This is a genomic window from Bizionia sediminis, from assembly GCF_042684585.1.
GTDB lineage: Bacteria > Bacteroidota > Bacteroidia > Flavobacteriales > Flavobacteriaceae > Algorimicrobium > Algorimicrobium sediminis.
Window position 1 is genome coordinate 186487 of the sequence record NZ_JBHULS010000003.1, and the last position, 21187, is coordinate 207673.

Sequence of the window (21187 nt, forward strand, 5' to 3'; positions counted from 1 at the left end):
CGTTGCTGTTTTTTACACCTATTTTAAAACATGTAAAATTGCCAAAACTAACTGATGGCTCTAACTAGGCTTGCCGTATTTTAAACATACGTAAATGGCCTTATTTAATACCAAAAAATTAATTTAAAAAACCATTTAGAAAATAATAAAACAATGACACAAGTAACTATAAAAAACGAATCAGGCTTAGTAACGCTTGCCTTGAGGCTAGTAGTGGGTTGGACCTATTTTTCGGCATTTTGGCGCCGCACTATTTTAGCAGATAAACTAGACCCAGAGGTATCTGGCTATATTGGCGAAAAGTTTAATGCTTTTTTACCAAATGCTTTGGGTATAAAACCCATAATTCAGTATTTAGTTGAAAACCCAGATGCGCTTTGGATAAGCATGATTCTATTTACCATAATTGAAGGTATTGTTGGTTTGTTTATAATTTTTGGTCTTGCCACACGTCTTATGAGTATGGGTGTTTTTGGTTTGGCAATGGGCATTTTACTCGGTTCTGGCTGGATAGGCACCACCTGTTTAGATGAATGGCAAATTGGCGTTCTTGGCATTGCCACAGGGTTTGTACTATTTTTAACAGGAAGCGGAAAGTATTCCGTAGACAACTACTTAATTAAACGAAACCTTTCGCTAACCAAAACAAAATGGTTTGTATGGCTTGGTTCGGGATCGTTACCAATTTCAGAACGCCTATTTCCTAAATTCGTTTTGGTGGGTTCTGTGGCTATTCTTGGTGTAACACTAGTTACCAACCAAGTGTTTCACGGTGGTGTTTGGGGAACACTTCACAATAAATCGGTTAAACCAAAACTTGAAATATCTGACGCACGGATAGCAAAAAACACCCTTTCTTTTGATGTGTACCGCACCGAAGGCGTTGATGTTTATGGCTCCTGGGTTATTGGTATCGAATTATTAAACGCAACCAATACGCCTATGTTAAGTTATTCGCAAGCAGACCTAGCTGCCATGCCAAAAACAGACATTACCAATTATTACGTGGCTAAAATAAAACCGGGTAAACATAGTTTAGTAATACCGTTGGGCGCCAAAGCGCGATTGCGTTTTACAGACCAAAAACTTTCTAAAGTATCTGAAGGCACCTATTACATTAAAATAACGGATATAAGTGGTGCTTCGTGGCAACAAAAAGTAACACTTTAAGCACGACATAATTTAGCTTCTAAATAGCGATTTTTAACCATTTAAAAATCGCTATTTGTTTTCAAACCCATACCCTGTAAAACGTGCACACAGACGCATGCCAAAATTAGGCGCTTTATTTAAGATAATGGCATCCTTAATGTTTAAAACACCTTAAAACCTGATAGCTCCATATTTTCCGTCGTTACAGGAAAACTGTTTGTTGCTTTTTTTAAAAACAACCAAAATAACAGCTTAACTTATAGGGGCAATGGTTCGTAAATAAAACACAAGTACCACAAAATTTTAGGTATGTGGCAGTCTCCAACAAAGCACTCGCCTTGCACCTTACTATAAGGCAGTTTGCAGACTCTTTTGCTTATTTAACTTACATCTTATAAAATGTGCCACGAAAAACACAAAAAAACACTGAACTCTGCATGTTAAGCCTAGATGATATGCAAAAATTTTGTAATTTTAGTTGTCTGCTTCCATTTTAAATAAACCAATTTCTAATAATAGAATGCAGGTCGAAATATTAAACATAGCCGTTGTATTTCTGGCACTTACACGCTTAAAAGCAAATGATTTATAATACGGAAAAATATAAAGTTTACACTTGGAAACATTGGATGATTTTACATTGGATATTAAATCCAGGCCTGGCTATAAACGAGCTCATTTTAGGCCAACGAGTGCCAAAAATTAGCTTGGAAGATAAAACAAGTTCCAAACCTAGGTTGGAAAGAACTTTTGTACCGTGCCCACATTGCCACACACTTCACGATGGTAGAACTTGGACTACTAATAACGGTTTAGCTTTTAAAAATTGGTACGGACTGTATTGCCCGTATTGCCAAGGCATTATTCCATGCGTTCGCAATGTTACCAGTTTAATTGTACTAGCCATAACATTTCCTGTTTGGGGTTGGTACCGAAAAAAACTAAAAGCCGCTTGGCTGCAAAAACAATCAAAACGCTACAAAAAAACCAAACCAGACCTAAAACCACACACCTTTAGTAACAAGCGCTGGATTGTTTCGGGACTACTTTGGGGTTTGTTTATGTTTCTGGTTATGGCTGTAGCACTGCCATTTTTTAATAATCAGGAACTAACACCACAAACATTGTTTTTAAGTGGGTTTATTTGGACTTTAGGCGGGCTAGCTTTTGGTTACACCATGAAGTTATTTTTAAATAAAACCGGTAGAAACATCAAAAAATCGAATACTAATTAAACCCACACAACTCGAAACTTAAATTGCAGCAAATTAAAAACTTTTGTAAGTTATTTTCTTAAAACGCTAAAAGCATACGTATTTAAATACGAAGCGTAATGGGCCAGGTATTCTCTCTTCTATTAGGGTTTTTAAAAACCTTAACTTGTTTATTTTAAAAAAAAAAGCATCATTTTGTAACAAAAACAGAACTCTTTACGTATAACCATTTGGAACATATTGTTCGAAATCAAAAAATACTTACAAAACGTACATGAGACAGCTTAAAATTACCAAGCAGGTTACTAACAGAGAAACGGCGTCGTTAGATAAATACCTTCAAGAAATTGGAAAAGTAGATTTAATTACCGCAGATGAAGAAGTAGAATTAGCACAGCGCATAAAGGCTGGCGACCAAGTGGCCTTGGAAAAATTAACAAAAGCTAATTTACGTTTCGTGGTATCGGTAGCAAAGCAATATCAAAATCAAGGATTAACACTTCCCGATTTAATTAATGAAGGAAATTTAGGTCTTATTAAAGCAGCGCAACGTTTTGATGAAACGCGTGGTTTTAAATTTATTTCATATGCCGTTTGGTGGATTCGCCAATCTATTTTACAAGCATTGGCAGAACAATCCAGAATTGTGCGTTTACCGCTTAACAAAATTGGCTCCATTAATAAAATAAATAAAACCTTTGCTTTTCTTGAGCAAGCTCATGAGCGTCCGCCAAGTGCCGAAGAAATTGCAAAGGAACTGGACATGACTATTAACGATGTTAAAGAGTCCATGAAAAATTCGGGCCGACACGTAAGTATGGATGCCCCTCTAGTTGAAGGCGAAGATAGCAACTTGTACGATGTTTTAAACTCTGGCGAGTCGCCAAATCCTGATCGCGATTTGCTACACGAATCCTTACGTACTGAAATTGAACGTGCTCTTGAAACCCTAACACCACGTGAAGCAGATGTTATTCGTTTGTATTTTGGTTTAGGAAATCAACACCCAATGACATTGGAAGAAATAGGCGAAACCTTCGATTTAACGCGCGAACGTGTGCGTCAGATTAAAGAAAAAGCCATAAGAAGATTAAAGCATACTTCTAGAAGCAAAATATTAAAAACCTATTTAGGGTAAACAAATTTTTAGTACCACATTTACGGTGCTGTAAAAAACCGACTTACCACAAAGGCGCCTGCATTGTTCAAACTTCTTTAATAGCTTTGTTACCGCAAAATATATGGTGCTAATAAAAATACTTTAAGAGCCCAGAGTCCCGTACTTTGGGCTTTTTACGTTTAAAAAAAGCTTTAACATTTTTGTTTTTTCAATTTTTTCAGTAGCTTTAAAACATAATGCGGTACTATTTTTCAAAATATAATTAGTTTCGCATCGTAATTCCCTTCAATTACTATAACAACATACGGCGCTGCCCAGAGCTTTAATAACTAAACAAGAGCAGTTGTTTATTTTTTAAAACCCACAGCGCAAACAAGTTAAATAGTTACAAGCAGTTAAGGATACAACCTTCTGTGTTTTACTCACATAACTACTTGTTTTCTAAATATTTTAGTAAACAAAATAAAAACATAACCAATTTATTTTATCTTTAACACTGCAAACAACCAAATCCGTAAAGCATGATTTCACAACTACCCCGCCTCCTCTTTCTTTTCTTATTTATAGCGATAAATAGTATCCATGCACAGGACACTAATTACTTTTCATTATCTGCTGGTACCAATATTATTGATAATAGCAATGGTAAAATTGTACCTTGGGATGCCAAACGTGTAGAATTTAGCAACCCTTTTTACTTGGAATTAGATTACCGATTCGGCAACCACATATCTGTTGCTTTGTTAGGAACTGCCAATGTATTTAACATAGCACGCTCCAATCCATCCGGAACTGGTTTAGAACGTAAAGAATATGATTTTTTTGGTGTTGATATTAGTGGTAAATATTACATAGACCCCTTGCTTTTTGACAACCCTAACATAGATCTTTATGCAGGACTTGGTTTAGGCTTTCATGATGTAGCCAACGATAATGCCTTTACCGCAAATTTAAGTTTGGGTTTTAATTATTGGTTTCAAAACAATTTTGGAATCGCCGTTCAGGCCATGGCAAAAAAAGGCATTGGTGAAGAAGTCCCGGGTGTAAACAATTACTACCAATATAATATAGGGGTAAGTTACCGTTTCTTAAACGCTTCAAAAGCTAAAAAACAGGCGCGTTTAGCGGAAAAAGTGTCACCGGAAACAGAAGAGGAAAAAGAAGAAGCCATTGTTGAAGTTATTGTAGATGATACAGAAACACCCGCAACAACCAATGGTAACAATCCAAACGCCAATAATGCACCAGATTCCACAACAGATAGGTTGTTGGATGCCAATAATGTAACGGTTGAAAAAACAGAAGCCAACCAACTTGCGGCATTTCAGGAGGAGTTAAATGCTTTGGGCGTTGTTTATTTTGACAGAAACTCTTCGTATTACTACAAATCTGAAAAACTAAAGTTAGATACCATTATTCAATTTTTACTTGCCCATCCGAATATTCAAATTACTATTAACAGTTACACCGATCCTACAGGTACCGAAAAATACAACAACTGGCTATCCGAACGCAGGTTGCAACGTGTAAAAACTTACATGACTACCAACGGTGTTGCCCCTGAACGTTTAGAAAGTTTCTCGAAAGGTGTCGATCCTGCAAACACCTGCAATGCCGATCATACAAATTGTACGGAGGCAGAGCACCAACAACAACGGCGTGTAGAGTTTATAGTAAGTGAAATTTAATTCAATAACGAAAACAGTGGTTATAAACATAATCCGAAACCAGATTTAACAAAACACACTGTTTGCACCACCATATCCAGGCTGCTTGGTACGTAATAACCAAGCAGCTTTTTAGTTATAGCTTACCAAATAAACATGTATAGTTGTTTAAAAAACAGCCGTGTACAACGGGTTTAGAGAGGTTTTTTTTAGAAATTTATTCTTGCAGTCGTCTATTTTGCGCAATTTATAATTAGTGTTACAGCAGTCATTTTAATTTATTTATCTTTGGCCAACAACAAAACAACACAAATTCATGAATTCTAAAATAATAGCACCTTCCATGCTGGCTGCCGATTTTGGCAACCTTCAGCGCGACACCGAAATGGTAAACCAAAGTGAGGCCGATTGGTTTCATATTGATGTTATGGATGGTCATTTTGTACCCAACATATCCTACGGTATGCCTGTTATTGAAGCCATAAAAAAGCACGCTACCAAACCTTTGGATGTGCATTTAATGATTGAAAAGCCCGAGCGCTATATTGAAGAGTTTGCCCGCGTTGGTGCGGATATTATTACTGTTCATTATGAGTCTACCATTCATTTACATCGCACCCTCTCGCAAATTGAAAATGCAGGCTGCAAAACAGGCGTTGTGTTAAATTTAACCACACCCGTTTCTGTTTTGGAAGATATTTTACCTAAATGTTATATGGTTTTACTCATGTCCATAAACCCTGGTTTTGGCGGTCAGAAGTTTGAAGACATTACGTATAATAGGATAAAAAAACTGCGCAGCATGATAGATGCGCAAGGCTTGCAAACACGCATTGAAGTTGATGGCGGTGTTACCGACAAAAATATTAAGCAATTAGTAGCGGCAGGAGCCGATGCTTTTGTAGCAGGTAGCCATGTTTTTAAAAGTGCTAACCCAAGCAACGCCATTAAAACATTAAAATTACTAGCTAATTCCTAACAAAAATACTGTCTGAAAAAGGGTATGTAGGCCATAGCTTTTTAAAAATGCGTTACACTTGGCGCCGCTTTTTCAGACAGTAAACTAGTCACTTATTTATACTGATCTAATAAATACTTTATTAAATCGGTGGTAGTAACAATACCCACCAACTTATCGTTATCTACAATTGGTAGTGCGTGGAATTCTTTGGTTGCCAAAATTTCTGCCACTTCTTTAATTGTAGTTGTTGAAGGAACACTTACCAAATTTTTAGCCATTACCTGCTCTATGGTAAACATGTTGTAAACCACTGTATCTACGGTATCGTCGTCCTCATCTATGGCATCGGCAAAGCTAATTCGCAATAAATCGGTATAACTTAACATGCCCTTTATAGTATCGCCACTAACAACAGGTATATGACGTATTTTTTTTGTTTTAAAAAGTTTTTCGGCTGTCTCTAGCTCATCTTTGTAGTTTAATGTTATAACCGTTTTAGTCATAATATCGGATACAGGTGCTCTTTTTTTCATGGTGTTTAATTTTAAATTGATACCTAAATATACCGTCTTTATGGCCTATAAATTATGATAAAAATCAGCTTCTAGTTTTTTCTTCTGAAGAGGCGTTTACTGTTACAGCTAGTTCTAAAAATTTTTGAAAACTGTTCTTTTAAAAATTAATATAAGCTAACAAAAACATTTGTAAACAAATAAGAGCCATATTAAATGCGCCTTTTTTTTTGAAGGCGTTTCAAATTTCCCGACTACAATTTAAAGCGTAAACGCGGAAGCCAACAAAACTTAAATAGGCTGCTAGTGCTTAAATTTATTTAAAAAATACGGTCCAAAAACAAAACAACCACAAGGGAAAGTAATTTAATAAGTTGTACTAATAGCCATTAAAATTAAAATTGAGCATTTGCTTGGTTTTAGCATACACTTCAGGAAATTGCGCACGAAATTGTGCAGGCGTTTCAATAAACGATTCTATAATTACGGCCACAAACTCGTATGGATTTGTGTACGCGTAATCCCGCAAATAACCCGATTGCAATAAACGTTTGCGCAAGTCTTCTTCACGCGCTAAAATCTGGGCTAGCTCCTTAAAAGAATCTGCAAAAATAGTAGCACTAGCATCCCGGTTTTTTAAACTATTAAAGTGTATGGCGTGGGCAAACTCATGAATACCTAAATTTAAATTATCGTTAGCTATGGAATAGCCCTCTTTAAAATCCTCCCAAGACAAAACCAAAGCCCGTAATTTTGGATTGTACTCGCCTTTATGCAAGGCACTATTTGTTTCGGAAAAAAAAGTCGTGGGGTACATAATTATATGGGTAATCATGTTTAAAGAATAATTACGAAACCCAAAAGTTAGCATAACAGCCGTGGCGCCAACTAAAACCAAAATCTCATTAGTAATTTCCAAACCATTACGCGGAACAAATGTTTTGGTTTGTAAAAAAACTGCTAACCGGTGTCTGAAAACGCGTTTGTCTGAATCCGATAGGCGCTGGTAAAATCCAAATTGTGCGTTTAGGATCTGTTCCTGTGCCGCTGTAACCGATTTGTATGGTGGAATAATGTAGCGGTACAAAGGTCTGCGCTTTATAAGTATGTAACCCGTGTCTATTAAATTGGCCACAGCGTAAAAAACCATGCCCGTTAACCCACTTAACAAAATACCTGCCATAACCTTGTAGAATAAAGGAATTTCTTCAAATGGAATCATATTAAGCTAGGTGTTAAAAGACTTTTAGGGTTTGCAAAAATTAGAATTTCAAGATACATAATGTCCTTGAAATGCCTCTTAAAAAAAACATAATAAATAAGGTATTGGCTCCTTTTTATTAGGCAACGTAAGTTGCCCATAAACGGCCTAAAAAAAGTACTTTCTAATCGTTTACAAGCAGATTTTAAAAGGCTACCAAAACAGCATGCACCCATTTTGTAAACAGCACAATTACGAAACTTTTTTATGATAGTAAAATGCTGGTATAAGCAACAATAATAGCAGTGGCTGAATAAGGAATCGGCGCAGATTGAAAAATAAATAGTAGTCCGTTTGCCTTGGATTGATAACAAAGTATAAAAACAAGCTAATTAATACCACATAAGCCAAACTGTATAAAAGCACAGAAAATTTTAAGATGCCTATGTCTTTAAACAGCATAAATAATATTCCTAACGAAATAAGCGCATTTAGGCCATAGCGCAAACTGGTAAAAAGCGTGAGTTTTAATACTTCGCGCCGTGGCGAATCTAAATACAGATAGTCGTTTTTGAAAAAAGTAAGATACGGATCGTAAAACAATTGGTCTTCAAACAGACGAATTAACACCAATAAAGTTACCAAAATGATAACAACGCTATAGGTTACCAATTTTTTCATTCTTTTGAAGCTATTTTTGAAAACCTATTTACCCACAGAATCCATAATAAACAAACCAACCCGTAAATAATGCCAGGAAAAACCACCTCGTGCAAAAGCGCTTTATGTTGAGGATAATGATACAATCCTAATGTTAAAATTACAATGCGCAGTAAATTTACACTGTAAATAAGCACACTACCGGACAGGATGTAAAAAAATGTAACGGTTGCCTTGCCCGAAAAAGCCACAATAAAGGCCACAAACAAACTAATAACACTAACACCATTACAACCCTCAAAAATACGTGCAATGTACACGTTATTAAGCATTAACTTTAACGAGGCCTCATTGGGGTGCGGTATTACAGCCGCATTATATCCCAAATCCTGCAACAAACTGACACTCTGTTTTCCAACTACATAACTTAAATAATCTGGAAAATAAGGGCCTACTGGCTGCCATTGCAAATATATTTTATATAAGAACGACAACAGGACATACACCAAGACAAATAGAGAAATAAACCTAATTACGGGCTTGTATTTAATAATTAATGCTTTCAAATTAATTGGTTACAGTTGGCGTGTTAAAGTTATATAAATTGACTAATAGATATAAGGGTAATTTAAATACTTTTGTCAAAATTTTTAAACTTAATGACTCTCCAAGAACTTAAACCGCTTATTTTGGACATTGTTAATGCTTCCGAAAAAACCGTAGACGCCCGTTTACTGGCCATCTGCAGCTTGCTTGAAAAAGAAATTGCCTATTATAATTGGGTAGGATTTTATTTTAAAAACGGCGACAAAGACGAACTAAAGTTAGGTCCTTATGTTGGCGCGCCAACAGACCATACTATTATTCCATTTGGAAAAGGTATTTGCGGACAAGTAGCTGTTAGCAACAAAAACTTTGTGGTTCCAGATGTATCGGCACAAGACAATTACATTGCTTGTAGCATTCATGTAAAAGCTGAAATTGTTATTCCCATTTTTGTAAATAACCAAAATATTGGTCAGATAGACATCGATTCCAATACCGCAGACCCATTTACACAGGCGGACGAAACCTTTTTAGAATTTGTGTGCCAAAATGTGGCAACCATGTTAGCGTAACCATTTTACAGATTACTCGTTTTAATAATGTGTTTAATTTTTTAATCTTAAGCACATTATTTTTTTAGGCCATTTTATGTTTAGCCAAAACACGTACAAGTAGAAAATTGGCTTACTAAAATTATTTTAGAACGCCATTTAAACCATCTAAACTCTTTTGGGCCAAAGAATCAATTTTAGTAGCCGCTTCCGTAACCAGAGAATCCAGTTTCTGAACCTTATTACTTTCAAAATTTATTAGTGTATCCAGCGCTTTCACCTTGTCCAACTCTTCAGTAATAAGAGCGTTTAAACTATCGGTTTTCTTGTTCAATTGCAGTAGTTTTTCTTCGGCCTCTGCGGTTAAGTCGGCGCAGGAATAGGCCAATATTAATAATCCAAATAACCAAAATTTACCATTTACAAATAGCTTCATAATACGTTTATTTTCAAGCCTTAAAATTAGTTTCAAGTCAGGTTTTCAAAGATAAATAACACGGGGTATTTTAAATGGTTTTTATGACAATTTTATACAAAACCAAAGGCACTTAATTTTTCATTCAAAAACTGTTCATTTTTACTAGAAATGGCAAGGTATTTTTTATTGTAATTCCCTACTTTTGCCAGCATTAAACAACACAACACTCATGACAACAACTAAAACGATTACATCGGCCTTAATTTCTGTTTTTAACAAAGACGGTTTGGCTCCCATTGTAAAAAAATTACACGAAAACCACGTTACAATTTACTCCACTGGCGGCACGGAAAAATTCATTACCGATCTTGGAATACCCGTAGTACCTGTAGAAGATGTAACCTCTTACCCATCCATTTTAGGTGGTCGTGTAAAAACCTTGCATCCAAAAGTATTTGGTGGTATTTTAAATCGTCAGAACAACGAGAACGATGTGGCAGAGCTTGCCGAATTTGGCATTCCTCAAATAGATTTAGTTATAGTTGATTTATATCCTTTTGAAAAAACCGTAAGCTCGGGAGCGGAACATCAGGATATTATCGAGAAGATTGATATTGGCGGTATTTCACTTATTCGTGCAGCAGCTAAAAATTATGCAGATGTGGTTTGTGTAGCCACTGTTGCAGATTATAGTAAACTTTTAAATCTGTTAGAAACCCAAAATGGTAGCACCACCGAGGCCGACAGAAAGCTTTTTGCTGCTAATGCCTTTAATGTGTCATCGCACTACGATGCGGCTATTTTTAACTATTTTAACGAAAACCAAGAAATTACCAGTTTTAAATTAAGCGAAACTGCCGGAACCGTATTACGTTACGGCGAAAACCCACATCAAAAAGGTGTGTTTTATGGAAATTTTAATGCCATGTTTAACAAATTGCATGGTAAAGAGTTAAGCTACAATAATTTATTGGACGTTGATGCGGCTGTAAACCTGATGAACGAATTTCAAGGAGAAGCCCCTACATTTGCTATATTAAAACACAACAATGCCTGTGGTTTTGCACAGCGAAACACCCTAATGGCGGCCTATACCGATGCTTTGGCAGGCGATACTGTTTCTGCCTTCGGTGGCGTTTTAATAAGTAACACCGAAATAGACGAAGAAACAGCCACTGCTATTCATAGTTTATTTTGTGAAGTTGTAATCGCACCCTCATTTTCAAGCGCTGCAGCCACTATTTTAAAGGGCAAAAAAAATCGTATTTTATTGGCTCAAAACCCGGTAAGTTTACCACAGAGTACCGTTCGAACTTGTTTAAACGGCCTATTGGTTCAGGACAGAGATATGGTTACAGATGCGCTTACAGACCTGACATATGTAACCAACACTAAACCATCTGATACAGAATTGGCGGATTTAATATTTGCATCTAAAATATGCAAACACACCAAATCCAATACCATCGTTTTGGTAAAAGACAAGCAATTATGTGCTAGCGGAACAGGGCAAACAAGTCGTGTAGACGCCCTAAACCAAGCCATTCACAAAGCCCAGTCATTTCAATTCAATTTAGAAGGCGCCGTAATGGCCAGCGATGCTTTTTTCCCATTTCCAGATTGTGTGGAAATTGCTCATAAAGCAGGCATTCATGCCGTAATACAACCAGGCGGTTCTATAAAAGACGAATTGAGTATAGACTATTGTAACGACAATAATGTGGCCATGGTGTTTACAGGCACGCGCCATTTTAAACATTAAAACAGCCATTACACAAAGCCCCAAATTTACCATAACCCAAAAATAAGCAACCAAAAAATAAAGCAAAGTTAATTATTGCCTAACTTTTATTACATTTACGAGATTTGATTTATAAACTGCAAATAAACAACTTTAACACATGGGATTTTTCGACTTCTTAACCGAAGAAATTGCAATAGATTTAGGCACGGCTAACACGCTTATTATCCATAACGACAAGGTTGTTGTGGACAGCCCCTCTATAGTTGCTCGCGATAGGATTTCTGGAAAAATAATTGCCGTTGGAAAAGAAGCCAGCATGATGCAAGGAAAAACCCATGAAAACATTAAAACCATAAGACCGCTAAAAGATGGTGTGATTGCAGATTTTGACGCCAGCGAGCAAATGATTAGTTTGTTTATAAAAAATATTCCAGCCCTTAAAAAGAAATTACTACCGCCATCCTTGCGTATGGTGGTTTGTATTCCATCGGGTATTACAGAGGTAGAAATGCGCGCTGTAAAGGAATCTTGCGAGCGTGTAAACGGTAAAGAAGTGTATTTAATTCACGAACCTATGGCAGCAGCCATTGGTATTGGTGTAGATATTATGCAACCTAAAGGAAATATGATTGTAGACATTGGTGGCGGTACTACCGAAATTGCTGTAATTGCTTTGGGCGGTATTGTTTGCGATAAATCGGTTAAAATTGCAGGCGATGTGTTTACAAACGATATTATCTATTACATGCGCACACAGCATAATTTGTATGTTGGTGAACGCACTGCCGAAAAAATAAAAATTCAAATTGGGGCTGCTACCGAAGATTTGGAGCTACCTCCAGAGGACATGAGCGTTCAAGGGCGCGATTTGCTAACAGGAAAACCAAAACAAGTTCAAATATCGTATCGTGAAATTGCCAAAGCTTTGGACAAATCTATTTTACGTATTGAAGATGCCGTTATGGAAACCTTGTCGCAAACACCACCAGAATTAGCCGCCGATATTTACAATACAGGAATTTATTTAGCAGGTGGTGGCTCCATGCTACGCGGACTGGACAAACGCTTATCGCAAAAAACAGACTTACCCGTTTATATTGCTGAAGACCCCCTTAGAGCAGTGGTTCGTGGTACGGGCATTACCTTAAAAAATTTATCCAAATTTAGAAGCATCTTGATAAAATAGCATTGTAAACCATGCAACAAATAATAAAATTCTTTTTAAGGAACAAAACGTTTTTGTTGTACCTGTTCTTGCTTTTTCTAGCTATTTCTTTCACCATTCAATCCCATGCCTACCATAAAAGTAAATTTATTAATTCTGCTAATGGTCTTACAGGTTCGGTTTATAGTGCATCCAATGAGTTGGCGGTTTATTTCAACCTAAAATCGCAAAACAAACTGCTTCAGGAGGAAAATGCGCAGCTTTACAATAGCGCATATATGCACCAAATAGGTGCTAAAAACACCTTTACTACCGACAGTTTGCAGAGAGGAATACGGTATAAATTTCTGCCGGCACAAGTTCTTAAAAATAGCTATTCGGCTACAAACAATGTCTTGTTAATTAATAAAGGCAAAAGAGACAGTATTAAGCAAGACTATGGTGTTATTACCCCTAAAGGCATTTTAGGCATAGTAGACCAAACTAGTAACAAATTTGCAACCGTATTATCTATTTTAAACAGTACCGTTAAAATAAGTGCTCAATTAAAAAATAGCAATCATTTTGGTTCCCTAATGTGGAATACCAAGTCGCCTGCCATTGTACAACTTACTGAAATTTCAAAAATAGCACCCATTAAAAAAGGTGATAGTATAATAACATCGGGGAGATCGCTTATATTTCCAAAAGGCATCCCAATTGGCACGGTACAGGACTTTAAACTGGATGCTGCCGAAAACTTTTACACCGTAGATGTAAAGCTGTTTAACGACATGACCGATATAGAATACGTGTACGTTATAGAAAATATGGATAAACGTGAAATAAACACCTTACTAAACCAAACCAATGAGCAATAACGTTTTGTTACATAGCTTTCAGTTTAGCGCTTTGGTTTTGGTACAGGTGCTTATTTTAAACCATATAAATTTTTTAGGTTATATTAATCCGTATGCCTATGTTTTGTTTATTTTACTATTTCCAACCACTAGCAACCGACTTATTTTTTTGCTGCTTAGCTTTGCAATTGGCCTTTCTATAGATGTGTTTTCGGACTCTGGTGGTGTACACGCTGCAGCCTCGGTTACCATAGCCTTTATAAGACCCGCTTTACTAAAATTTTGTTTCGGCTCTGTAAACGACCACCATACTATAAAATTTAATAACACCGATTTTGGTGCGCGATTAAGCTATTTCACCATGCTTATCCTACTGCACCACATCTTATTATTTGCTTTAGAAATTTTTAATCTAAATAACATAATTTTAATACTCCAAAAAGCGTTATTTTCAGGTATATTTACTATTATACTGTGTTTAATTATACATATTTTATTCAGTAGGAAATCCTAATGCGGCAATTTTTATTATTTTTTGTTATTATACTTGTAGGAATCGTTTTTATAGGGCGCTTGTTTTACTTGCAAGTGTATGCGGCCAAACCCCACGATATTTTTAGCGATAATGCCATCCGGAAAGTTTACGACTACCCCAAGCGTGGCTTTATTTACGACCGTAACAACAAATTATTGGTAGGCAACCAGCCATCTTACGATGTTATGGTTATTCCGCGTGAAGTAAAACCATTGGACACACTAGAATTTTGTGCCTTACTAAAAATTACCAAAGAACAGTTTATAAAAACTTACAACCGGGCCTATAACTATTCGCCCAGGTTGCCTTATGTTTTTATTTCGCATCTATCTAAAGAAGACTATGCCGTATTGCAGGAAAAAATGCGCAAATACGAAGGCTTTTACATACAAAAACGTTTATTGCGAGATTACCAAACCACGGCAGGAGCCAATGTTTTAGGTTTTATAGCCGAAGCCAATCAAAGTCAAATTGAAAAAAACCCCTATTACAAAATGGGCGATTTAATTGGCAAGCAAGGTGTTGAGCTATCGTACGAAGAAGCGCTGCGTGGCGTAAAAGGAATTAAGTTTATTCAGAAAGATCGCTTTAACCGCGATATTGGCCCGTACCAAGAAGGGGTTTTTGATACACTCCCAAAACAAGGAAAAGACATTACCATTACCATCGACCAAACATTACAAGGCTATGGCGAATTGCTAATGGCCAATAAACGCGGTGGTATTGTTGCTCTTGAACCTAAAACAGGCGAAATTTTAGCCTTGGTTTCTGCCCCATCCTACGATCCTAATATGTTGGTTGGCCGTAAACGGTCTAGAAACTACACCAAACTATACCGAGATAGCATTCATGCACCTTTAATAGATAAAGGCCTGCTACGCGTACATGAACCCGGCTCGCCTTTTAAAGCTATTGTAGCCCTTACAGCACTGCAAGAGGGCGTTATTACACCGCAAACAAGTTTGTTCTGCTCTGGTGTTTACTTGTACGGCCGTCGTGGCAAAATGGGCTGCCACTGCGGTGGTGGTAATCGGGATTTAAGAAAAGGCATTGCAAAATCTTGTAACTCTTATTTTGCAAATGCCTACCGAAAAAGTTTAGATATTGTACCTAGTGCTAGCAAGGCCATGGATTTATGGAGTGAACACGTAAAAAGTTTTGGTTTGGGCCAATATCTGGGCACCGACTTACCCATTGGTAAAAAAGGCAGCATTCCAGATGGTGCTTATTACAACAAATGGTACCCCGATTTTAATTGGGGCGCCACAACCACCATTTCCAACGCAATTGGTCAGGGAGAAATTTTAGTAACCCCTATACATTTAGCAAACATGACGGCTGCCATAGCTAACAGAGGCTACTACTACACCCCGCATATTATAAAACAAATTGAAGACCAAATACTAGATGATAAGTACACCAAACCAAACTATACCAGCATAGACAAAAAATATTTTGACCCCGTTATAGAAGGCTTATTTGATGTTTATGAAAACAACGGCACAGCCAGAAACTTGCGCGTACCAGGTATCGATATTTGCGGTAAAACAGGTACCGCTGAAAACTTTGCTATTATTGATGGAAAACGCACACAACTTACAGACCATTCCTTGTTTATTGCTTTCGCTCCCAAAGATGACCCACAAATTGCCATTGCTGTGTTTGTAGAAAATGGCCATTATGGGTCTACCTATGCTGGAAAAATAGCCAGTTTAATGATAGAAAAATACATAAGAAAAACCATAACAAGAACCGATTTAGAAGATTGGATTTTAAAACACAGTTTGGAACACGAATACTTAAAGCCATTTTCCGGAAAACCATTTAAAATAAATAGAGAAACACAACCACAACCTGTTTCAGAGGAAGTTTTTTCAGCTTTAAAAAGTAAATTAAACGCTTACAAGTAATAGCATATGATGCGCGAAACAAATAGGCACTTTAAATTTGATTGGATTACCATCCTCCTCTTTATGCTATTGGTAGCTTTTGGTTATATGAATATTTTGTCGGCATCCCATATTGGCGACACCATTAACTATCTGGATTTCTCCCAGCCCTACGGAAAACAACTGTTATTTATTGTTTTAACCGTGGTGCTTATTGTATTTATTTTAGCATTCGAAGCTAAATTTTACGAACGTTTTTCCAGTATTATTTATCTGGTGAGCATGCTATCCTTAATTGGGCTCTTCTTTTTTGGAAAGGAGGTAAATGGCGCCACTTCTTGGTACGGAATTGGAGGCATGACACTTCAACCAAGCGAGTTTGCCAAAGCTGCCACAGCCTTGGCGGTAGCCAAATATATTAGCGATTTAAACACCGATATAAAAACTTTTAAAGACCAAGTACGCTTGGCGCTTATTATTTTTATACCCGCTCTTTTGGTCCTTTTACAAAATGATGCTGGCAGTACTTTAGTTTATGCATCCTTCTTTTTTGTTTTGTATCGCGAAGGCTTGCCTAAACTATACTTATCTATTTTTGTGGTACTCGCCTTTATTTCTATTGCGGCCTTAAAGTTCAATGTGGTATTTACGGTGGCCGTATCTACTATTGTAATTTTTATTTTTCATTTTTTACGACGCAAAAAACGCTCTATTTTACAGCCAATAGCACTAGCAATGGCCTCGGCTATAGTAGCTATTGCCGTGCACTTTTTTTACAATCAAATTTTACAACCGCACCAAAAAGACCGCATTAGCCTGTGGCTCCGTTTAGAAACCGATCCTGTAAAAGTACAAGAAATGCAACGCGATATCTTGTACAATTTATACGAATCTGAAAAAGCCATTAGCTCTGGTGGTTTAGCAGGAAAAGGCTACATGCAAGGCACGCGCACAACCGGCAAATTTGTTCCAGAACAGCACACAGATTATATTTTTAGCACTGTTGGCGAAGAATGGGGTTTTATGGGAACCGCTTTAGTGGTAGTTATATTTGTACTCCTATTATTAAGAATTCTGCATTTGGCCGAACTACAAAAGTCGCAATTTAGTCGGGTGTACGGGTATGGTGTAGCTTCTATTTTATTTTTTCATTTTATGATTAATATCGGTATGGTTATGGGCCTCATTCCTACTATTGGTATTCCGCTTCCTTTTTTTAGTTACGGTGGTTCTGGCCTTTGGGGTTTTACCATTTTACTATTTATTTTTATAAAATTAGACTCCAATCGGATTAATGAATGGTAACAACTACTGTCCGTTCAAACACTTCAAAAAAGGCTTAATTACTAGCTGTTAGAAGTTTATAAATTTATTTTGTATCTTTCTAATAATATCTTAAAAGGTTTACACCTTGTTACATAATAAGTTTTTAAACCATATTTATTTGTTTAACGTACCAAAACCAAACACGATGAAAATATTTTTACTCATTTTCTCATGCCTCATTGTTACACATTCCGTGATCGGGCAAAATCAGGATGATTATTCACCTGCCGATGACGGCAAATTTTTGAGTGATAAAATTCAAAATCCCATTGCCAATCTAGCTACATTGCCTATTCAGTATGAATTAATAACGCAATCTAAAAACAGTAATATGGTTCGGTTGTTACCAACCATTCCTGTACAGCTAACTAATAAATGGCAATTAATTACGCATGCCGATGTGCCCATTGCTAACATGTATACAAATAGGGGTTATGAAAACGGTTTTGGAAATATTGTGTTAACGGCCACCTTAACACCTACCAAGGAAACAGGAACAAGTTGGGGCGTGGGTCCTGCTATTATGTTTCCGTCTGTTAATAACGAACTTGGCTTTAACAACCTTTCTGTAGGTCCGTCAGTTACCTATCTGAAACAGGTTAAAGGTTTTACCTATGGCTTAACGGTTCAAAACTTCTTTTCGGTGGCAGGCCCAAGTACAAATCCCGACGTAAATTATTTACAAACCAAGTTGCATTTTGCTAAAACCTTAAACAACAATTGGTATGTATACACCAACCCTGAAATTACGGCAAATTGGAATGCCAAAGCGTCCAACCAATGGCGTATTCCTTTAGGTATTGGGGCGGGCAAGTTAATTGAACACAGCCGCTACCTACCTATTAATGTGCAGGCTGGTGTTTATAAATATGTAGAACACCCAACCGATGCCGATTGGCTTGTTCAGGTAAAAGCAGCCTTTATTTTGAAAAAATAAATAAGAGATTTTTGTTAGTTACTTCAGAATTTAAAAAGAGTGCCACAAAGTTTTAACGATTTTTAGTTTCTTTGTTAAAAACTATAAATTATGCTTGTTGCACTTTTATTAGGTGGGTTTATTATTGTTTTAAATGTGGTTATTCAAGCTTATGGCAATTTAATTTGGCTAAAAAGAGTCACGCCAACGTTTCAAGACAACGGTAAAAGCTACCACACAAAAAAAGCTTGGCGTTTGCTAATAGTTTCTTTTTTGTTTTTTACGGCATTACACACTTTACAAACACTTATTTGGGCTTTAGCATATGTACAGTTACCACACACCAGTGGCATTTTTCAAAATTTCACCGAAGCTTGGTACTACTCATTAGTTACCTTTACTACTTTAGGTTACGGCGATATTACGCTTGTAGGCGATTGGCGTATTCTATCGGGTATTGAAGCCATAAACGGCATTATGCTAATTGGTTGGACTACCGCTATGATGTACTCATTAACCCAACAAATTTTAAAAAGTTTACCAAAAAAACCGGTTTAAGCCAATTTATTTATTCTTTTTTAACTCTAGTTTTTCTGCAAAATAATCGCAAAAATCCTTCATGGTAGCGCTCATTTTCTCATCCTGGGTAGCTCGGTAAAATGTATCGCTCATGGCCATAAGTGTTTGATGAAAAAATAATTTCATTTCGTCCACAGGCATATCTTTTGTCCATAAATCAATTCGCAGCGTTTCTTGCTTTTTACTGTCCCAAACCGATAATAACATGGCTTTAGCCGCTTCATTTTCAATACCGCCGTCCTGTGCGGTCCACGATAAGGTTTCTGGAATTCTATTTTCGTCTAACTCGACAAACAATTCTATAGTCGATTTCTTTTTAGTCATTTTCTTCTGGTTTGTATTTGCTGGTATTAAAAATTTCTGAAGGGTCTGCCTGTAGCATGGTTTTTAGGCTTACATTGTTATTAGCCATATACGATTTTACAATTTGCCAACCTATATATTGGCCAATGCGACCAGGCGATTCATTATCAATTAATTCTAAATAAAATTTAGAAAATGGCGCCGGATTTATAAAGCGCGATGGTAATTTAGAATCCGTGTTAAAAAGAAGTTCTTTCCCTATAAAATAATTCCAAATAAACCATTCATTCTCTTTTGCCCATTGTAAATGATCCTCCGTATACCCAATTTTTGTAGCATCTGAAACTTTTGGCAACATAACATCCTTAAAATACAGCTGTTTACCAAAGTAAATCATTTCATCCAACAAGGTTTTTCTGTCCGTTTGAAATATATACTTTTCGGCATAGGCTGCCGCCATATCCACCACAATTTGATCGCGCTCAAAATTAGCCTTTAAATAATTTTGAATACCTTGATAAAAAACATGGTCTTTTCCTAAATACGTATCTATTGAAATTAATACAATGGTATCTGTAACAATCACTTTATTTCGATAATCTACCGATGAAGTGGAGGTTATAACACGCGGCACACGAAACTCTGGAAAATAATATTTTAGGTGTTTAAACAAACTGGTAATTTGTTGTTTCTCTGGGGTAAAGTCGTTAAAAATACGCACGCTTTCCGAAACTAACTCCTGTTGTAGGGTATCGGCCATTCTGTTTATCCAAAAGGCATCGGAATAGTGTTTTGGAAACATAAACGGATATGTGTTTTTTAACTGGGGTAAACCTTCTGGTGTTACCGTATCAAAAGCTTTATCAAAACGTTCCACTTCAAAATTTACAGCTATTTTTTCAATTTCTTTTTCTAGTTTGTTTTGTTTTCCACAGGAAACCAAACCAACCAAAATAAGTAACAGCACGACATATTTCATAAAAAAGGGTATGTTGTTAATTTTTATTAGTTTAACCTTTTGGTATTTTTGCTTTGCAAAGGTACATCACTTTGTTTTAAAAATCCATGAAAATGCAAACAGAAAAAATTACCCAACATATTGTAAACTGGTTAGCTACCTATGCTAAAAATGCCCGTGTAAATGGTTTTGTTATAGGCATATCAGGTGGTATTGACTCGGCTGTAACGTCTATTCTCTGCGCCAAAACAGGCCTAAAAGTACTGTGTGTGGAAATGCCTATTCACCAATCTGAAAGCCATGTATCGCGTGCCAAAGAGCATATAGCGTTTCTTAAGGAGCACTATTCAAATGTGCATGACATAGAAACTAACTTAACACCTGTTTTTGAGGCCTTTAAAACTAAAGTTCCCTTAAATGGCAAAACAGATACGGTAAACATGGCTTTGGCTAATACCCGAGCTAGATTGCGCATGACAACCTTATATTATTTCGCAGGTTTGCAGGGTTTACTGGTTGCAGGCACAGGTAATAAAATTGAAGATTTTGGTATTGGATTTTACACTAAATATGGCGATGGTGGTGTAGATTTAAGTCCCATAGCCGATTTAATGAAAACAGAAGTATACACACTAGGCGCCTTTTTAAATGTACCCAAGTCCATTATGACCGCCGCACCAAGCGATGGCCTTTTTGGCGATGCCCGAAGCGACGAAGATCAAATTGGTGCAAGCTACCCAGAATTGGAATGGGCTATGCGCATGACGCATTTAGGTAAAGAGACATCGGAATTTTCTGGACGGGAAAAAGTTGTTTTCGATATTTATACGCGCTTAAATAAAATGAACCAGCATAAAATGACCGCAATACCAGTTTGTGAAATACCAAATAAATTAAGATAAAAATATCCTTATTTTAATTTTTTAACTAC

At 36.6% G+C, this 21187-nt stretch carries 22 protein-coding genes; 15 read left to right on the top strand and 7 right to left on the bottom strand.

What is annotated here, in order from left to right; genetic code table 11:
• Nucleotides 1–153: 153 nt before the first annotated feature.
• The 5 genes from ACFSQP_RS08905 to rpe all read left to right on the top strand — a co-directional run bounded on the left by ACFSQP_RS08905 (nt 154) and on the right by rpe (nt 6132).
• Nucleotides 154–1170 carry a TQO small subunit DoxD gene (locus ACFSQP_RS08905; protein WP_376893571.1) on the top strand — a complete coding sequence of 339 codons (1017 nt, stop codon included), beginning with the start codon at nt 154–156 and terminating at the stop codon, nt 1168–1170.
• 563 nt (nt 1171–1733) lie between these two features.
• The gene (locus ACFSQP_RS08910; protein ID WP_376893573.1) at nt 1734–2387 is read left to right on the top strand and encodes a hypothetical protein; all 654 of its coding nucleotides are present in this window, start codon (nt 1734–1736) and stop codon (nt 2385–2387) included.
• Between the two features lie 253 nt (nt 2388–2640).
• Nucleotides 2641–3504: a sigma-70 family RNA polymerase sigma factor gene (locus tag ACFSQP_RS08915; protein ID WP_092205627.1), complete on the top strand. Its 864-nt coding sequence runs from the start codon at nt 2641–2643 to the stop codon at nt 3502–3504.
• Nucleotides 3505–4007: 503 nt separating this feature from the next.
• Nucleotides 4008–5174, top strand: coding sequence for an OmpA family protein (locus ACFSQP_RS08920; protein WP_376893576.1), 1167 nt, complete (start codon nt 4008–4010; stop codon nt 5172–5174).
• A gap of 295 nt (nt 5175–5469) precedes the next feature.
• Nucleotides 5470–6132 (top strand): ribulose-phosphate 3-epimerase, encoded by a 663-nt coding sequence (gene rpe, locus ACFSQP_RS08925; RefSeq protein WP_376893578.1) that lies wholly within the window; start codon nt 5470–5472, stop codon nt 6130–6132.
• Nucleotides 6133–6224: 92 nt separating this feature from the next.
• Here rpe and ACFSQP_RS08930 read toward each other — a convergent pair whose 3' ends face one another.
• The 4 genes from ACFSQP_RS08930 to xrtF form a co-directional block, all read right to left on the bottom strand.
• On the bottom strand, nt 6225–6647 hold the full coding sequence (locus ACFSQP_RS08930; protein WP_376893580.1) for a CBS domain-containing protein: 423 nt from the start codon (nt 6645–6647) through the stop codon (nt 6225–6227).
• Nucleotides 6648–7005: 358 nt separating this feature from the next.
• On the bottom strand, nt 7006–7848 hold the full coding sequence (locus ACFSQP_RS08935; RefSeq protein ID WP_376893582.1) for a zinc-dependent peptidase: 843 nt from the start codon (nt 7846–7848) through the stop codon (nt 7006–7008).
• Between the two features lie 231 nt (nt 7849–8079).
• A complete protein-coding gene (locus tag ACFSQP_RS08940; RefSeq protein ID WP_376893584.1) occupies nt 8080–8508 on the bottom strand; it encodes an exosortase F system-associated membrane protein in 429 nt (142 codons plus the stop codon).
• A complete protein-coding gene (xrtF, locus tag ACFSQP_RS08945; protein WP_376893587.1) occupies nt 8505–9053 on the bottom strand; it encodes an exosortase family protein XrtF in 549 nt (182 codons plus the stop codon). Before xrtF ends, ACFSQP_RS08940 begins: the two co-directional genes overlap by 4 nt.
• A 93-nt stretch (nt 9054–9146) precedes the next feature.
• On the opposite strand from xrtF, the gene ACFSQP_RS08950 reads away from it, so the two are divergent.
• Complete coding sequence (locus ACFSQP_RS08950) at nt 9147–9605, top strand: GAF domain-containing protein (RefSeq protein ID WP_376893589.1); 459 nt, start codon at nt 9147–9149, stop codon at nt 9603–9605.
• A gap of 121 nt (nt 9606–9726) precedes the next feature.
• Here ACFSQP_RS08950 and ACFSQP_RS08955 read toward each other — a convergent pair whose 3' ends face one another.
• Entirely contained in the window at nt 9727–10020 is a 294-nt protein-coding gene (locus tag ACFSQP_RS08955) for a hypothetical protein (protein WP_376893591.1), read from the bottom strand.
• A gap of 211 nt (nt 10021–10231) precedes the next feature.
• Between ACFSQP_RS08955 and purH the strand changes: the two genes are divergently transcribed.
• The 8 genes from purH to ACFSQP_RS08995 all read left to right on the top strand — a co-directional run bounded on the left by purH (nt 10232) and on the right by ACFSQP_RS08995 (nt 18974).
• Nucleotides 10232–11764, top strand: a complete 1533-nt coding sequence (purH, locus tag ACFSQP_RS08960) for a bifunctional phosphoribosylaminoimidazolecarboxamide formyltransferase/IMP cyclohydrolase (protein WP_376893593.1) — start codon at nt 10232–10234, stop codon at nt 11762–11764.
• Between the two features lie 139 nt (nt 11765–11903).
• Nucleotides 11904–12932, top strand: a complete 1029-nt coding sequence (locus ACFSQP_RS08965) for a rod shape-determining protein (RefSeq protein ID WP_376893595.1) — start codon at nt 11904–11906, stop codon at nt 12930–12932.
• Nucleotides 12933–12943: 11 nt separating this feature from the next.
• Nucleotides 12944–13771, top strand: a complete 828-nt coding sequence (gene mreC, locus ACFSQP_RS08970) for a rod shape-determining protein MreC (RefSeq protein ID WP_376893597.1) — start codon at nt 12944–12946, stop codon at nt 13769–13771.
• Nucleotides 13761–14264 carry a rod shape-determining protein MreD gene (locus tag ACFSQP_RS08975; RefSeq protein WP_376893600.1) on the top strand — a complete coding sequence of 168 codons (504 nt, stop codon included), beginning with the start codon at nt 13761–13763 and terminating at the stop codon, nt 14262–14264. The genes mreC and ACFSQP_RS08975 overlap by 11 nt, the downstream gene beginning before the upstream one ends.
• Nucleotides 14264–16195, top strand: coding sequence for a penicillin-binding protein 2 (gene mrdA, locus ACFSQP_RS08980; protein ID WP_376893601.1), 1932 nt, complete (start codon nt 14264–14266; stop codon nt 16193–16195). Before ACFSQP_RS08975 ends, mrdA begins: the two co-directional genes overlap by 1 nt.
• Nucleotides 16196–16201: 6 nt before the next feature.
• Nucleotides 16202–17479 (top strand): rod shape-determining protein RodA, encoded by a 1278-nt coding sequence (gene rodA / locus ACFSQP_RS08985; RefSeq protein ID WP_376893603.1) that lies wholly within the window; start codon nt 16202–16204, stop codon nt 17477–17479.
• Between the two features lie 166 nt (nt 17480–17645).
• Nucleotides 17646–18437: a neuromedin U gene (locus ACFSQP_RS08990; protein WP_376893605.1), complete on the top strand. Its 792-nt coding sequence runs from the start codon at nt 17646–17648 to the stop codon at nt 18435–18437.
• A gap of 90 nt (nt 18438–18527) precedes the next feature.
• Nucleotides 18528–18974, top strand: coding sequence for a potassium channel family protein (locus tag ACFSQP_RS08995; RefSeq protein WP_376893607.1), 447 nt, complete (start codon nt 18528–18530; stop codon nt 18972–18974).
• Between the two features lie 6 nt (nt 18975–18980).
• Here ACFSQP_RS08995 and gldC read toward each other — a convergent pair whose 3' ends face one another.
• A complete protein-coding gene (gene gldC, locus ACFSQP_RS09000; protein ID WP_376893609.1) occupies nt 18981–19319 on the bottom strand; it encodes a gliding motility protein GldC in 339 nt (112 codons plus the stop codon).
• Nucleotides 19312–20277: a gliding motility lipoprotein GldB gene (gene gldB / locus ACFSQP_RS09005; RefSeq protein WP_376893611.1), complete on the bottom strand. Its 966-nt coding sequence runs from the start codon at nt 20275–20277 to the stop codon at nt 19312–19314. The genes gldC and gldB overlap by 8 nt, the downstream gene beginning before the upstream one ends.
• 92 nt (nt 20278–20369) lie before the next feature.
• Between gldB and nadE the strand changes: the two genes are divergently transcribed.
• Nucleotides 20370–21158, top strand: coding sequence for an NAD(+) synthase (gene nadE, locus ACFSQP_RS09010; protein ID WP_376893614.1), 789 nt, complete (start codon nt 20370–20372; stop codon nt 21156–21158).
• The last annotated feature ends 29 nt before the right edge of the window (nt 21159–21187 follow it).

What these genes read in the sequence shown, in the direction of transcription:
- ACFSQP_RS08995 (WP_376893607.1), top strand. Translation starts at nt 18,528, where the DNA reads ATGCTTGTTGCACTTTTATTAGGTGGGTTTATTATTGTTTTAAATGTG.
- purH (WP_376893593.1), top strand. Translation starts at nt 10,232, where the DNA reads ATGACAACAACTAAAACGATTACATCGGCCTTAATTTCTGTTTTTAAC.
- rodA (WP_376893603.1), top strand. Translation starts at nt 16,202, where the DNA reads ATGATGCGCGAAACAAATAGGCACTTTAAATTTGATTGGATTACCATC.
- ACFSQP_RS08975 (WP_376893600.1), top strand. Translation starts at nt 13,761, where the DNA reads ATGAGCAATAACGTTTTGTTACATAGCTTTCAGTTTAGCGCTTTGGTT.
- ACFSQP_RS08990 (WP_376893605.1), top strand. Translation starts at nt 17,646, where the DNA reads ATGAAAATATTTTTACTCATTTTCTCATGCCTCATTGTTACACATTCC.
- ACFSQP_RS08915 (WP_092205627.1), top strand. Translation starts at nt 2,641, where the DNA reads ATGAGACAGCTTAAAATTACCAAGCAGGTTACTAACAGAGAAACGGCG.
- ACFSQP_RS08950 (WP_376893589.1), top strand. Translation starts at nt 9,147, where the DNA reads ATGACTCTCCAAGAACTTAAACCGCTTATTTTGGACATTGTTAATGCT.
- ACFSQP_RS08935 (WP_376893582.1), bottom strand. Translation starts at nt 7,848, where the DNA reads ATGATTCCATTTGAAGAAATTCCTTTATTCTACAAGGTTATGGCAGGT.
- rpe (WP_376893578.1), top strand. Translation starts at nt 5,470, where the DNA reads ATGAATTCTAAAATAATAGCACCTTCCATGCTGGCTGCCGATTTTGGC.
- ACFSQP_RS08905 (WP_376893571.1), top strand. Translation starts at nt 154, where the DNA reads ATGACACAAGTAACTATAAAAAACGAATCAGGCTTAGTAACGCTTGCC.
- nadE (WP_376893614.1), top strand. Translation starts at nt 20,370, where the DNA reads ATGCAAACAGAAAAAATTACCCAACATATTGTAAACTGGTTAGCTACC.
- ACFSQP_RS08965 (WP_376893595.1), top strand. Translation starts at nt 11,904, where the DNA reads ATGGGATTTTTCGACTTCTTAACCGAAGAAATTGCAATAGATTTAGGC.
- ACFSQP_RS08955 (WP_376893591.1), bottom strand. Translation starts at nt 10,020, where the DNA reads ATGAAGCTATTTGTAAATGGTAAATTTTGGTTATTTGGATTATTAATA.
- mreC (WP_376893597.1), top strand. Translation starts at nt 12,944, where the DNA reads ATGCAACAAATAATAAAATTCTTTTTAAGGAACAAAACGTTTTTGTTG.
- ACFSQP_RS08920 (WP_376893576.1), top strand. Translation starts at nt 4,008, where the DNA reads ATGATTTCACAACTACCCCGCCTCCTCTTTCTTTTCTTATTTATAGCG.
- mrdA (WP_376893601.1), top strand. Translation starts at nt 14,264, where the DNA reads ATGCGGCAATTTTTATTATTTTTTGTTATTATACTTGTAGGAATCGTT.
- ACFSQP_RS08940 (WP_376893584.1), bottom strand. Translation starts at nt 8,508, where the DNA reads ATGAAAAAATTGGTAACCTATAGCGTTGTTATCATTTTGGTAACTTTA.
- ACFSQP_RS08910 (WP_376893573.1), top strand. Translation starts at nt 1,734, where the DNA reads ATGATTTATAATACGGAAAAATATAAAGTTTACACTTGGAAACATTGG.
- gldC (WP_376893609.1), bottom strand. Translation starts at nt 19,319, where the DNA reads ATGACTAAAAAGAAATCGACTATAGAATTGTTTGTCGAGTTAGACGAA.
- gldB (WP_376893611.1), bottom strand. Translation starts at nt 20,277, where the DNA reads ATGAAATATGTCGTGCTGTTACTTATTTTGGTTGGTTTGGTTTCCTGT.
- ACFSQP_RS08930 (WP_376893580.1), bottom strand. Translation starts at nt 6,647, where the DNA reads ATGAAAAAAAGAGCACCTGTATCCGATATTATGACTAAAACGGTTATA.